Annotated in this window: 13 protein-coding genes; 8 read left to right on the forward strand and 5 right to left on the reverse strand. The window is 74.4% G+C overall.

The annotated features are described in order from the left end of the window. Positions 1-143 precede the first annotated feature (143 nt). Entirely contained in the window at positions 144-1,295 is a 1,152-nt protein-coding gene (locus HYE82_RS25575; protein ID WP_179176506.1) for an acyl-CoA dehydrogenase family protein, read from the reverse strand. 144 nt (positions 1,296-1,439) lie between these two features. Between HYE82_RS25575 and HYE82_RS25580 the strand changes: the two genes are divergently transcribed. The 5 genes from HYE82_RS25580 (at position 1,440) to HYE82_RS25600 (ending at position 6,352) form a co-directional block, all read left to right on the forward strand. Then, the gene (locus HYE82_RS25580; protein WP_179176507.1) at positions 1,440-2,276 is read left to right on the forward strand and encodes an SDR family oxidoreductase; all 837 of its coding nucleotides are present in this window, start codon (positions 1,440-1,442) and stop codon (positions 2,274-2,276) included. 57 nt (positions 2,277-2,333) lie between these two features. Beyond that, entirely contained in the window at positions 2,334-2,954 is a 621-nt protein-coding gene (locus tag HYE82_RS25585; RefSeq protein WP_179176517.1) for a TetR family transcriptional regulator, read from the forward strand. 37 nt (positions 2,955-2,991) lie between these two features. Beyond that, on the forward strand, positions 2,992-4,149 hold the full coding sequence (locus HYE82_RS25590; RefSeq protein WP_179176508.1) for an acetyl-CoA C-acetyltransferase: 1,158 nt from the start codon (positions 2,992-2,994) through the stop codon (positions 4,147-4,149). Positions 4,150-4,340: 191 nt separating this feature from the next. After that, positions 4,341-4,544, forward strand: coding sequence for a cold-shock protein (locus HYE82_RS25595; protein ID WP_179176509.1), 204 nt, complete (start codon positions 4,341-4,343; stop codon positions 4,542-4,544). A 101-nt stretch (positions 4,545-4,645) separates the two neighbouring features. Then, positions 4,646-6,352, forward strand: coding sequence for a DEAD/DEAH box helicase (locus HYE82_RS25600; protein WP_179176510.1), 1,707 nt, complete (start codon positions 4,646-4,648; stop codon positions 6,350-6,352). A 154-nt stretch (positions 6,353-6,506) separates the two neighbouring features. Here HYE82_RS25600 and HYE82_RS25605 read toward each other — a convergent pair whose 3' ends face one another. The 4 genes from HYE82_RS25605 to HYE82_RS25620 are packed head-to-tail and all read right to left on the reverse strand — an operon-like array spanning position 6,507 to position 9,971. Continuing rightward, positions 6,507-7,583: a nitronate monooxygenase family protein gene (locus HYE82_RS25605; RefSeq protein ID WP_179176511.1), complete on the reverse strand. Its 1,077-nt coding sequence runs from the start codon at positions 7,581-7,583 to the stop codon at positions 6,507-6,509. Between the two features lie 5 nt (positions 7,584-7,588). Further along, positions 7,589-8,356: a CoA-transferase gene (locus HYE82_RS25610; protein WP_179176518.1), complete on the reverse strand. Its 768-nt coding sequence runs from the start codon at positions 8,354-8,356 to the stop codon at positions 7,589-7,591. 8 nt (positions 8,357-8,364) lie between these two features. Continuing rightward, complete coding sequence (locus HYE82_RS25615) at positions 8,365-9,225, reverse strand: CoA transferase subunit A (protein WP_179176512.1); 861 nt, start codon at positions 9,223-9,225, stop codon at positions 8,365-8,367. Further along, positions 9,222-9,971, reverse strand: coding sequence for an enoyl-CoA hydratase family protein (locus tag HYE82_RS25620; RefSeq protein WP_179176513.1), 750 nt, complete (start codon positions 9,969-9,971; stop codon positions 9,222-9,224). The genes HYE82_RS25615 and HYE82_RS25620 overlap by 4 nt, the downstream gene beginning before the upstream one ends. A gap of 62 nt (positions 9,972-10,033) precedes the next feature. On the opposite strand from HYE82_RS25620, the gene HYE82_RS25625 reads away from it, so the two are divergent. The 3 genes from HYE82_RS25625 to HYE82_RS25635 all read left to right on the forward strand — a co-directional run bounded on the left by HYE82_RS25625 (position 10,034) and on the right by HYE82_RS25635 (position 13,429). After that, positions 10,034-10,798: an SDR family oxidoreductase gene (locus HYE82_RS25625; protein WP_179176514.1), complete on the forward strand. Its 765-nt coding sequence runs from the start codon at positions 10,034-10,036 to the stop codon at positions 10,796-10,798. Position 10,799: 1 nt separating this feature from the next. Next, complete coding sequence (locus HYE82_RS25630; protein ID WP_179176515.1) at positions 10,800-11,750, forward strand: SDR family oxidoreductase; 951 nt, start codon at positions 10,800-10,802, stop codon at positions 11,748-11,750. Between the two features lie 893 nt (positions 11,751-12,643). Beyond that, positions 12,644-13,429, forward strand: coding sequence for a serine protease (locus HYE82_RS25635; RefSeq protein ID WP_309144448.1), 786 nt, complete (start codon positions 12,644-12,646; stop codon positions 13,427-13,429). The last annotated feature ends 208 nt before the right edge of the window (positions 13,430-13,637 follow it).

The following is a 13,637-nucleotide window of genomic DNA, read 5'->3' on the forward strand; positions in this document are numbered from 1 at the left end:
GGCCAGCCGCCCCCACAGCGCCCGGCCCGGCGCGAGGTCCCCGGCCGCCCGGGCCCGTACCGCGGCCGGGACGTCCGCCCCGGCCAGCAGTCCGCGCAGCGCCCGGGCGAAGTCCGACTGCTCCTGCGTCGGGAGGAAACGCATCAGCGGCGGCCCTTCGGAAGGCCGAGCAGCCGCTCGGCGATGATGTCGCGCTGGATCTCGTTCGTGCCCGCATAGATCGGGCCGGCCAGTGAGAACAGCCACGGCTCGGCCCACTCCCCGTCCGCCAGCTCCGCGTCCGCGCCCAGCAGGTCCAGTGCCGTCTCGTGCAGCGCGATGTCGTACGTCGACCAGAACACCTTGTTCAGGCTGGACTCGGCCCCGATCCGCCCGCCCTCCGCCAGCCGCGCCGCGCCGGCCCAGGTGAACAGCTCGTACGCGCGCGCCCCGACCAGCGCGTCCGCCACCCGGTCGCGCAGTGCCGTGTCCGCCGGGTCCCCGGCAGCCCGCCACAGCGCGAGCAGCCGCCCGGCCGCCGCCAGGTACCGGCCGGGCGAGCGCAGCGTGAGCCCCCGCTCGTCGCCCGTCGTCGACATCGCGATCCGCCAGCCCTGGCCGGGCTCGCCGATCACGTCCTCGTCGGGGACGAACACCCCGTCCAGGAAGAGCTCCGCGAAGGCCGGCTTGCCGTCCAGGCGGCCGATGGGCCGCACCGTCACGCCCGGCGCCCTCAGGTCGAACATCAGGTACGTCAGCCCCCGGTGCGGCCGGTCCTGCGCCGTCGCCGGACCGGTGCGGAAGATGCCGAAGGCCCGGTCCGCGAACGCCGCCCGCGAGGACCAGGTCTTCTGCCCTGACAGCAGCCAGCCGCCGTCCGTGCGCACCGCCCGGGACTTCAGCGAGGCCAGGTCGGAGCCGGCCTCCGGCTCCGACCAGGCCTGCGCCCACACCACCTCGCCGCTCGCCATCGGCGGCAGCACCCGCGCCCGCTGCTCGGGCGTCGCGTACGCGAAGAGGGTCGGCGCGAGCAGGCTGATGCCGTTCTGCGAGACCCGGCCGGGGGCGCCCGCGGCCCAGTACTCCTCCTCGAAGACCAGCCACCGTTCGAGGTCCGCGCCCCGGCCCCCGTACTCCTCGGGCCAGGACACCGCCGACCAGCGGTCCGCGTGCAGCTCCGCCTCCCAGGCGCGGTGGGCGGCGAAGCCCTTCCCGGTCTCCAGGGAGGGCAGCGGGGAAGAGGGGACGTGGCGCGCGAGCCAGTCCCGGGCCTCGGCCCGGAAGGCCTCCACCTCCGGCGGATGGGTCAGGTCCATCAGGCGCTCGCCTCCCCGCTTCCCTAACAAGTGTTTGGTAGGTTACCGTGCGGGCGTGACCGGAGTCGAGGGCCCCGCCACCGCGGCCGGCGGCCGTACGGACGCGGACCCCGCCGCAGGCGCAGGCGCCGAGGAGGCACCGACGTGAACACCCCCGCACCGCCCACACCGCCCGCACCGCCGGAACCCGTTCCCGGGCACGGGCTGCTCGACGGCCGCAGCGCCGTCATCACCGCCGCCGCGGGAACAGGCATCGGCGGGGCCACCGCCCGCCGCTTCCTCCAGGAAGGCGCCCGCGTCGTCCTCGGCGATGCACACGCCCGGCGCCTGAAGGAGACCGAGGAGGTGCTCGCCGCCGAGTTCGGACCGGACCGCGTCACCTCCCTGCCCTGCGACGTCACCGACGAAGCCCAGGTCCGGGCCCTCTTCGCCCACGCCGAACGCACCCACGGCCGCCTCGACACCGTCGTCAACAACGCCGGCCTCGGCGGCACCGCCGCCCTCGTCGACATGACCGACGACCAGTGGGACAAGGTCCTCGACGTCACCCTGGGCGGCACCTTCCGCTGCACGCGCGCAGCCCTGCGCTCCTTCCGGGCCGCCGCCCGGGCCCGGCCCGCACCGCCCCCGCACGGCCGCGGCGCCATCGTCAACAACGCCTCCGTCATCGGCTGGCGCGCCCAGGCCGGCCAGGCCCACTACGCCGCCGCCAAGGCCGGGGTGATGGCCCTGACCCGCTGCGCGGCCCTGGAGGCGGCCGCGTTCGGCGTACGGGTCAACGCGGTCGCCCCCAGCCTGGCCATGCACCCGCACCTGGCGAAGGTCACCAGCGGGGAACTGCTGCGCGAGCTGACCGCCCGCGAGGCCTTCGGCCGGTACGCCGAGCCCTGGGAGGTCGCCAACGTCGTCGTCTTCCTGGCCAGCGGCTACTCCTCGTACATGACCGGCGAGACCGTGTCGGTCAGCAGCCAGCGGGCCTAGCCCGAGAATGGGCGCGTGCCAACGAACGAGACGACGAACAAGACGACGGGCCAGACGGTGCACAAGGCGACGGGCAAGAAGAAGGCCCAGGCGGCGGCCGGCCCCGAGCGCCGCCGCGAACTCCTCGACACCGCCGCCGAGGTGTTCGCCGCCCAGGGCTACAACGCGACCACCGTCCGCACGATCGCCGACGCCGCCGGCATGCTCGCCGGCAGCCTCTACTACCACTTCGATTCCAAGGAATCGATGCTCGACGAGATCCTCTCCACCTTCCTGAACGAGCTGTGGGAGGGCTACGACGCCGTCCTCGCCGCCGGGCTCGGCCCCCGGGAGACCATCGAGGCCCTCGTCACCGAGTCCTTCCGCGAGATCGACCGGCACCGCGCCGCCGTCGCGATCTACCAGAGGGAGGCGCGCCACCTCACCGACCAGCCCCGCTTCCACTACCTCGCCGCATCGCAGGCCAAGTTCGAGAAGGCCTGGCTCGGTACGCTGGAACGCGGGGTCGCCGCCCGGGTCTTCCGGGCCGACCTCGACATCCGCCTCACCTACCGCTTCGTCCGCGACACGGTGTGGGTGGCGGCGTCCTGGTACCGGCCGGGAGGACAGCACAGCCCCGAGGAGATCGCCCGCCAGTACCTGTCGATGGTCCTGGACGGGATCTCCCTGCGCAGCTGACCCGCGACCCGCGCGGGCCACGACCGGAGGAGCCGCCATGCCCGAGGCCTACATCGTCGACGCCGTACGCACCCCCGTGGGGCGGCGCGGAGGAGGGCTCGGCGCGGTCCACCCGGCCGACCTGGGCGCCCACGTCCTCACCGCCCTCGTCGAGCGCACCGGCATCGACCCGGCCGCAGTGGACGACGTGGTCTTCGGCTGCCTCGACACGGTCGGCCCGCAGGCCGGCGACATCGCCCGGACGGCCTGGCTCGCGGCGGGACTGCCCCAGGAGGTGCCGGGCGTCACCGTGGACCGCCAGTGCGGCTCCTCGCAGCAGGCCGTCCACTTCGCGGCCCAGGGCGTGCTGTCCGGCACCCAGGACCTGGTGGTCGCCGGCGGCACCCAGAACATGTCGATGATCCCGATCGCCTTCGCCTCCCGGCAGGCCGCCGAGCCCCTCGGCCTGGCCGAGGGCCCGTACGCGGGCAGCACCGGCTGGCGGGCCCGCTACGGCGACGCGCCCGTCAACCAGTTCCACGGCGCCGAGCTGATCGCCCGGAAGTGGGGGATATCCCGCCGGGACATGGAGGAGTTCGCGCTCCGCTCCCACCGGCGGGCGGTCCGCGCGATCGACGAGGGCCGCTTCGACCGCGAGACCGTCCCGTACGGGGACGTCGTCCACGACGAGGGGCCCCGCAGGGACACCAGCCTGGAGAAGATGGCCGCGCTGAAGCCGGTCGTGGACGGCGGCACGATCACCGCGGCCGTCTCCTCCCAGGTCTCCGACGGGGCAGCGGCCCTCCTGATCGCCTCCGAGCGGGCCGTCGCCGAGCACGGCCTGCGCCCCCGGGCCCGCGTCCACCACCTGTCGGTCCGCGGAGAGGACCCCATCCGCATGCTCTCCGCGCCGATCCCGGCCACCGCCCACGCCCTGAAGAAGACGGGCCTGTCCCTCGACGACATCGACCTGGTGGAGATCAACGAGGCCTTCGCCCCCGTCGTCCTGGCCTGGCTGAAGGAAACCGGCGCCGATCCCGGGCGGGTCAACGTCAACGGCGGCGCGATCGCCCTCGGCCACCCGCTGGGCGCGACCGGCGTGAAGCTGATGACCACGCTCCTGCACGAACTGGAGCGCACCGGCGGGCGCTTCGGCCTCCAGACGATGTGCGAGGGCGGAGGCCAGGCCAACGTCACCGTCATCGAGCGCCTGTGACGAGCGGAGCCGGGGTCCCGCTCCCGGCTCCTGCCGCCTGCTCCCGAAATGTGTGCTAGCTTGGTCGCGTCGCAGTTGTGGTACCCATGAACTTTATGTGCGCCTGACGGGAATGTTCCGCAGGCGCTTTTACTGTTTTCTCGCCGGAATCGCCGGATGGGGCCCCTACGCCTGATCTAGGGAGATTCGACATGGCACTTGGCACCGTGAAGTGGTTCAACTCGGAAAAGGGCTTCGGCTTCATCGAGCAGGACGGCGGCGGCCCGGACGTCTTCGCCCACTACTCGAACATCGCCACCCAGGGCTACCGTGAGCTCACCGAGGGCCAGCGCGTGTCCTTCGACGTCACCCAGGGCCAGAAGGGCCCGCAGGCCGAGAACATCCTGCCTGCCTGACGCACACCACATGCCGGGGTCCGCACCGAGAGGTGCGGGCCCCGGCTTGCGTGCCGTCTCGATCTTCGTACGACCTGCCGGTTTCAGGAGGGCTTTCCCGCATGATCAGCTCCAGCTCCGCACGTCCCAGCCGCCGCCCCACGCGGAGTCGAGGCGCGGCCCAGGGACGTCCGAAGACTGGCGCGGAACGGCAGAGGTCTGCGCCGGCCACCCCCAGGCCCCAGGAATTCACCATGCCCGAACCGGTCGTGCCGGCGCTTCCGCCCGTCGCCGCCTTCGAGGACATGGACCTGCCCGAGGCGCTGCTGAAGACCCTCGCCGCCCAGGGCGTCACCGAGCCCTTCCCCATCCAGGCCGCCACCCTCCCGAACTCCCTCGCCGGCCGCGACCTGCTCGGCCGCGGCCGCACCGGCTCCGGCAAGACCCTCGCCTTCGGCCTGGCCCTGCTCGCCCGCACCGCCGGCCGCCGCGCCCAGCCGAAGGCGCCGCTCGCGCTGGTCCTCGTACCGACCCGCGAGCTCGCCCAGCAGGTCACCGACGCCCTCACCCCGTACGCCTCGGCGCTCAACCTGCGCATCGCGACCGTCGTCGGCGGCATGTCCATCAACCGGCAGGCCGGCGCCCTGCGCCGCGGGGCCGAGGTGCTCGTCGCCACCCCCGGCCGCCTGAAGGACCTCATAGACCGCGGCGACGCCGTCCTCGACCAGGTCTCGATCACCGTCCTCGACGAGGCCGACCAGATGACCGACATGGGCTTCATGCCCCAGGTCACGGCCCTGCTGAAGCTCGTCGAGCCCGACGGCCAGCGGCTGCTGTTCTCGGCCACGCTCGACAAGAACATCGACAAGCTCGTCAAGATGTTCCTGAACGACCCGGTCGGCCACTCCGTCGACCCGTCGGCGGGCGCGGTCACCACCATGGAGCACCACGTCCTGTACGTCATGGACGAGACCGACAAGCGGGCCGTGACGACCCGCATCGCCGCCCGCGACGGCCGCGTGATCATGTTCGTGGACACCAAGCGCGGCGTCGACCGCATGGTCAAGCGGCTCCTCGCCGAGGGCGTACGCGCCTCCGGGCTGCACGGCGGCCGTTCGCAGCCGCAGCGCAACCGCACCCTCGACTGGTTCAAGACGGGCGAGGTCACCGCACTGATCGCGACCAACGTCGCCGCCCGCGGCATCCACATCGACGACCTCGACCTCGTCGTCAACGTGGACCCGCCCACCGACCACAAGGACTACCTCCACCGCGGCGGCCGCACCGCGCGCGCCGGCGAGTCCGGCAGCGTCGTGACGCTGGTGCTGCCCGACCAGAAGCGGGACATGTCCCGCCTGATGTCGGACGCCGGGATCTCCCCGCGCACCGCCCAGATCAAATCCTCCGACGAGGAACTGGCCCGGCTGACCGGCGCCCGGGTGCCCTCCGGCGTCCCCGTCGTCCTGGAGGTGCCGCAGCCCACCCCGCCGAAGCCCCGCAACGGCGGCCGCTCCGGCTCGGGTTCCGGCTCCGGCTCGGGTTCCGGCTCGGGCGGCGGCCGGCGCCGCTCCGGCCGCGGAGGCCAGGGCCGCGGCCAGGCCGGCGGGCAGCAGGGCGGCCCCCAGGGTTCCGCCGGCGCGCCCGCCGCAGCAGCCGGTACGGGCGAGGGCCGGCCGCGCCGGGCCCGTAACGCCTCGGGCCAGAACGGCACGACAGCCCAGAGCGGCGGCCGCTCCGGAGGCTCCCGCTCGGGCGGAGCCGGAGCCGGGGCCCGCCGCCGCTCCGGAGGCGGGCGGCCCGCCGCCGGCCGGCCCGCCGCCGGCCGCTGACGCCACCGCGCCCCCGCAGGGCGCGGGGACCTGCGCGCCGGCCCCCACCGGCCCGCGGGCGCTTGACGGAGCGCTCAGCGGACCGGGCGGGACCGGGAGACCCGCCGGGGTGCGCAGGTCCATCGGGCTCGACTCCTGTGGCGCAGAAGGGGGATCACCCTGCCGGCGGCAGGGTGCCGGACCCGTGCAGCTGTTCCAACCGGGCCAGCACGGACTCCGCCTCGGCCATCACCCGGCCGACGAGCTCCGCGCACGACGGCAGGTCCTCGATCACACCGGCGACCTGGCCCGATGCCATGACGCCGAGGTCCGTACGGCCCTCCACCATGGACGCCTTGAGGAGTACGGGGGTGTTCGCGGCGAGCAGCACCTGGCTCCAGGACAGGTCCCTGCCGTGTTTCATCGCCAGCCCGTCGCGCACCATCCGCGACCAGGACAGGCCCGACAGCTTCCGGAATGCGGCCGCGTGCCGCACCGCACGCAGCAGCGCACCGGCACGGCCCGACCGCTCCAGGGCGGTGACCAGCTCGGTGCGCAGCATCCGGTGCGGCAGCCCGTCGACGGCCGTCGTGACCGTGATGTCCTTGACGCCGGCCGCCAGATAGCGGGCCTTCACCGGGTCCGGCACCGTCGAGTCGGACGTCAGCAGGAACCGGGTGCCCATCGCGATGCCCGCCGCCCCGTACGACAGTGCCGCGACCAGGCCGCGGCCGTCGAGGAAGCCGCCCGCCGCGACCACCGGGATGTCCACGGCGTCGACCACCTGCGGCAGCAGCACCGTCGTCGCCACGTCCCCGGTGTGCCCGCCGCCCTCGCCGCCCTGCACGATCACCGCGTCGGCCCCCCAGGCCGCGACCTTCTCGGCATGCCGGCGGGCCCCGACCGACGGGATCACCACCACGCCCGCGTCCTTCAGCCGGGCGATGAGCTCCCTCGACGGCGCGAGCGCGAACGACGCGACCCGTACGCCCTCCTCGACGATCAGCCGCACCCGCTCGGCCGCATCCCCCGCGTCCGCCCGCAGATTGACCCCGAACGGGGCATCCGTACGCGACTTCACCTCGCGCACCGCCGCCCGCAGCTGCTCCGGCGTCATCGTCGCCGACGCCAGGATGCCCAGCGCCCCCGCCCGCGCCGCCGCCGACACCAGCCGGGGCCCCGCCACCCAGCCCATGCCCGTCTGCACGATCGGGTGGCGCACCCCGACCAGCGCGGTCAGTGCCGTCTCCACGGCCCTCAGCCCCGCACTTCCCGCTCGCGCAGGCCTTCGGGATCGAGGACGCCGCGGATCAGCCACAGCTCCTCCCCGGTCGGCTCGCGCGTGTACGGGACCTCCTCGGGCACGGCCAGGGCGAATCCGGTGGCCGCCCGGACCTCCTCGACGGTCACCCCCGGGTGCAGGGACGCCAGCCGCATCGACCGGTCCGGCGTCGCGAAGTCGAAGACCCCCAGGTTGCTGACCACCCGCGGGATCCGGTGGAAGCGGGTCACCCCGGCTGCCGCCGCCCGGTCGTACCCGACGCCGCAGACCATGTCGACCCGCTCCACGAACACCCGCGGCGAATGCCGGGGCACCCAGTAGCTCACCGGGTTGTTGAGGGTGTTCACGGGCGCGCCCCGCACCCCGAGGAGCTGGCGGGACGGCCGCTCCCAGTCGCCGATGCAGGAGATGTTCTGGTTGCCGAACCGGTCGAGCTGGCTCGCGCCCATCATCACGTGCCGCCGCCCGCCCGTGACCATCGTGAGGTGCCGGCGGTAGGGCAGCCAGCCCTCGACCTCCCCGTCCGGGCCGATCAGCAGGGCCTCCCCGTCGGTCAGCAGCAGACGGGGGGAGAAGGTCCGCCGCGCCAGGCGGGCCCCCAGCGAGGGGATCAGGCCCATCGGGCTCGCGAGCACCTCCCCGTCGCCGCGCCACGCCTCGGCGCAGGCGATGACGCAGTACTCGGCACGGCTCGGGGCGGACGAAGGGGAGGGCGAAGGGGCGGACGAAGGGGAGGGGGGCACGGGTGTGGTCACTGCTGCTCCTCCTGCCAGGCCCGGACCGCGCTCTGGTACGCCTGCTCGTCCGGCCCGGACAGGAAGCGGGCGGCGAACTCGGGCCAGGGGGTGGTCGCGTACAGCTTCTGGAACGCCTCGTCGCGCCCGTGGTCGGGGACGCAGGAGGTGAAGTGCGCGCCGTTCGGGGTCTCCACGACCCCGGCGACGCTGTGCCGGCCGACCAGCAGGGACTGCGGCGGCCCGGCCTTCGCGAGGTCGGCGGTGTCGACGAGCTGCTCGCAGGAGACGTACGCGGTGTCGGCCGCCTCGCAGAACAGGTCGTCGAAGTACGGGTCCGGGCCGAGGTACTGGCCGTTGCCGAACCGGTCGGCACGGTTCAGGTGGACGAGCGCCGCGTCCATCCGCAGGGCGGGCACGGCGACGAACTCCTCGCCGTCCTCGTACGGCGAGGTGACGGTCCGCAGGTGCGGGTTGACCCGCATGACGTCGGAGCCGAGGCCGGCGCGCACGGGCAGGAACGGCATCCGGTTGGCGGCGGCGTGCAGGCCCCACATGAACATGGCCTCGTCGAGCTCGGTCAGGGTGAGGGCGCCGCTCTCGCGGGCGGCCCGGAAGTGCGGCTCCAGCGCGATGGAGTCGAGGGTGGCGAAGGGGGCCACGAGGTGGCGGATCCGGCCGGCGGCCGCGAGCAGGCCGACGTCGGGGCCGCCGTACGAGACCACGGTCAGATCGGTGATCCCGGAGCGGAGCAGCGCTCGCACCAGGGCCATGGGTTTGCGCCGCGACCCCCAGCCGCCGATGCCGAGCGTCATCCCGCTGCGCAGCCGCCCCACGACCTCCTCGGGCGAGATCACCTTGCCGCTGCCGGCCGTCATGCGCTTCCCGCCTTTCCGAAGGTGTCGCGGACCCGGTCGGCGACCCCGCTGAGGTTGGCCTCGAAGGTGAACCCCTGCTCGAAGCGGTAGCTGCGGCGGACGTCCACCGGGTCGATGCCGTTGATCGCCGCCTTCGCCAGCCGGATCAGGTACCCGTCCTTGCGGGCGATCTCGGCCGCCAGCGCCAGCGCCGCCTCCCGCAGCCGCTCCCGCGGGACCACCTCCCACACCGACCCGTGCCCGTGCAGCTCGGCCGCGGTGGCGGTGCGCGAGGTGTAGTACAGGGCGCGCATCAGGTGCTGCGGGACCAGCCGGGACAGATGGGTCGCCGCGCCGAGCGCCCCCCGGTCGAGCTCGGGAAGGCCGAACGTGGCGTCGTCGGAGGCGACGATCGCGTCCGCGTTGCCGACGAGCCCGATGCCGCCGCCCAGGCAGAACCCGTGCACGGCGGCGACCACCGGCACCTCGCACTCGTAGACGGCGGTGAACGCCTCGGAGCAGCCGCGGTTGGCGCCGATCAGGCGGTCGTGCCCCGGATCCCGCTGCATCTCCTTGACGTCGACCCCGGCGTTGAAGCCGCGGCCCTCGGCGGCCAGCACCACGCACCGGTGGTCCGGGTCGCGGCCGGCCGCGCGCACGGCGTCGGCGAGCTCGTACCAGCCCCGGACGGGCAGCGCGTTGACGGGCGGGAAGTCGACGGTGACCAGTGCGATGCCCTTGCCGGGGCGTGAGGTGGAGACACCCATGAGCGCATCAGCTACCTTTCCACCAAACGTTTGTTAGGTGCCAGGGAGGAAGGTAGCAGCCCATGGAGCTCGACGGGAGGGTCGCCGTCATCACCGGCGGCACCCGCGGTGTCGGCGCCGGCATCGCCCGGGCGTTCCTCGAAGCCGGAGCGGACGTGGTCGTCTGCGCCCGCCGCCCACCCGACCGGCCGGTCACCGCGGCGGGCCGCACCGCTGCCTACGCCCCGCTCGACCTGCGCGAACCCGCCGCCGTACAGGACTTCTTCGACACCCTCGCCCGCACCCGCGGCCGCCTCGACTGCCTGGTCAACAACGCCGGCGGCACCCCGTACCGGCTCCTGGCCGACGGCGGAGCCGAACGCCACGCCCGGGTGCTGCAGCTCAACCTGCTGGCCCCCCTGACCGCCTCGCTCGCCGCACACCCGCTGCTGCACGCCGCGCGCGGCTCGGTGCTGATGGTCGGCAGCGTCAGCGGCTCCCGGCCCTCGCCGGGGACCGCCGCGTACGGGGCCGCCAAGGCGGGCACGGAGCACCTGGCGCGTTCCATGGCGGTGGAATGGGCGCCCGAGGTACGGGTGAACACGCTCGTCCTCGGCATGGTGCGGACCGAGCTGGCGCACCTGCACTACGGGGACGCCGCCGGGCTCGCCGCGGTGGCGGCGACGGTCCCGCTCGGCCGGCTGGCCGAGCCGGCGGACGTCGGCGCGGCGGCGGTGTTCCTGGCCTCGGACCGGGCGGGGTACGTGAGCGGGGCGAGCCTGCTGGTGCACGGGGGCGGCGAACGCCCCGCGTTCCTGGACGCGGCGACGGTCAACAAGGAGGACTGACATGGCGGATGGCACGGCAGGCGGCACGGCGCGCGGCACGGCGCGGGGAAGGGTCGTCGCGGTGACGGGTGCGGGGCGGGGGCTGGGCCGGGCCCATGCGCTGGCGTTCGCGGCGGAGGGTGCGAAGGTCGTCGTCAACGATCTGGACGTGGACCGGGAGGGAGAGCCGGGCGCCGGGGGCGGCGCGGCGGCGCGGGTCGTCGCCGAGATCCGGGCGAGCGGCGGGGAGGCGGTGGCACACGGCGGGGACATCGCCACCGCACAGGGCGCGGCCTCGCTGGTCGACTGCGCGCTGGACGCGTTCGGCCGACTGGACACGCTGGTCAACAACGCGGGCTTCCTGCGCGACCGGATGCTCGTCAACCTGGCGGAGGAGGACTGGGACGCGGTCGTGCGGGTGCACCTCAAGGGGCACTTCCTGCCGCTGAAGCACGCGGCGGCGTACTGGCGCGCGGAGGCGAAGGCGGGCCGCAGGATCGCTGCGCGGGTGGTGAACACCTCGTCGGGGGCGGGCCTGGCCGGCTCGGTCGGGCAGGGCTGCTACAGCGCGGCCAAGGCGGGCGTCCTCGGGCTGACGCTGGTCGCGGCAGCGGAGATGGGCCGGTACGGGGTGCAGGTCAACGCCATCGCCCCGGCGGCGCGGACCCGGATGACGGAGGAGGTCTTCGCGCGGACGATGGCCGCGCCGGAGGAGGGGAAGTTCGACGCGATGGCCCCGGAGAACGTCTCCCCGCTGGTGGTGTGGCTCGGCAGTGACGCCTCGGCGGGGGTCACGGGCCGCGTCTTCGAGGCGGAGGGCGGCCGGATCACGGTGATGGAGGGCTGGCGCCCCGGCCCCACCGCCGACCGCGGCGCCCGCTGGACCCCGGCGGAGGCCGGCGAGGCCGCGACGGGCCTCCTGGCCGCGGCCCGGCCGCCGCACCCGGTCTACGGGGCGGAAGCGGCACCGTGACAGCAGGGCTCCGGGGCCGCGGGAGTCCGGGGCCGCGGGGCCACCGGGCCCGGACGCGAATCGGCCCCGGCCCCCTGGCGAGGGGTCGGGACCGGTCCGGCGCTCGTGCGATGACGTATTACTACCCGCGGCACCCCCTGGCCGAACCGCGTCCGGCCCGACAAGTTGTGCGGTGCATCCGACGGACGCACGCGTTCCGCCCGGCCGACCCGGGCAGGCCGCGCGCAGGGACCGGCCGAGGCGGTGCTCCGGAGCCGGATCGCGGTCGTCGCGGCTTCCTCTCCCCTCGCGAAGGACCCGCGAGGACCGCCGGCCCGGCGGCCCCGAGCGCTGCCCGCCGGAGCACCGGCGGCGCTCCGACCCGCCCGCCGCCGCCGGGGGAGCCCGGCGCAGGTCCCGGCCTGCGAGCGCGCGCCCGCGTACGCATCCCCCGTACGCCTGCGGGCCGGTGAACCACGCCGACAGGTCCTCCCCCACCGGAACCGCCCGCTTGGCGAGGGCGAACCCGAACTCCTCCGGCGTGCGGCAGCCCGGCTTCCGGTGGCCGAGGGTGTCCTCCCGGTAGGCGCCGAGGAGCAGCGCCCGCGCCCGGCATGAAGTACGCGGGGTCCGGCGGCGGCGGCGTCGTCGGCGGGGGAGGGGCTCACGGCCTACGGCCGGATCCCGTCATCCGGCAGCCTCCGCAGCAGGGCGGTGATCTCCGCGCGGGCGGTTGCGCGGCGGGTAGGGCCGTGCTCGACCGGGCTGCCCCGCCTGCGGTGCACGGTCATGACGCACCCTGCCTGCAATCGGTGTCCGAAAACGGGCCCTTGAGGCCCGCACAGTCGTGGGTATGACATGTACAGGTCATTCACCCGATGACGCGCACAGCCCAACCCCCCACGAAAGGCAGCGTGTTGACCGTGTCCAAGACCCTCAGCACCCTCCTCAAGCGCACCCTCGCCGTCGGCGCCGTCGCCCTCGCCGCCGCCAGCCTCCAGCCCGGCACCGCCACCGCGTCCCCCACCCCCGTCGTCGGCGGCACCCGGGCCGCGCAGGGCGAGTTCCCCTTCATGGTCCGCCTCTCCATGGGCTGCGGCGGCGCCCTCTACACCCAGCAGATCGTCCTGACCGCCGCCCACTGCGTGAGCGGCTCCGGCAACAACACCTCCATCACCGCCACCGCCGGAGTCGTCGACCTCAACAGCAGCAGCGCCATCAAGGTCAAGTCCACCAAGGTCCTCCAGGCCCCCGGCTACAACGGCCAGGGCAAGGACTGGGCGCTGATCAAGCTCGCCAAGCCCATCAACCTGCCCACCCTCAAGATCGCCGAGACCAAGCAGTACGACACCGGCACCTTCACCGTCGCCGGCTGGGGCGCCGCCCGCGAAGGCGGCAGCCAGCAGCGCTACCTGCTCAAGGCCAGCGTCCCCTTCGTCTCCGACGCCTCCTGCCAGAGCTCCTACGGCAGCTCCCTCGTCCCCGCCGAGGAAATCTGCGCCGGCTACGCCCAGGGCGGCGTCGACACCTGCCAGGGCGATTCCGGCGGCCCCATGTTCCGCCGCGACGACGCCAACCAGTGGATCCAGGTCGGCATCGTCAGCTGGGGCCAGGGCTGCGCCCGGCCGAACTACCCCGGCGTCTACGCGGAGGTCTCGACCTTCGCCTCCGCGATCAAAACAGCCGCCGCGAACCTCTGACACCTCCGACCGGCCCCGGCCCGGCGGACGCCCCGCACACGGGCGTCCCCGGGCCGGGAGCCCCGGCTGCCGCCGGGACAGCCCGCACCCCGTGAGCGCCACCACCCCCCGCCTCGGCGCGTACGGCCACGCGGACACCCCACGGCGGGGCAGCCGCCTCCCACCGCGAAGACGCCGACGACGCCAACCAGTGGATCCAGGTCGGCAT

Source organism: Streptomyces sp. BR123, assembly GCF_013401435.1.
GTDB lineage: Bacteria > Actinomycetota > Actinomycetes > Streptomycetales > Streptomycetaceae > Streptomyces.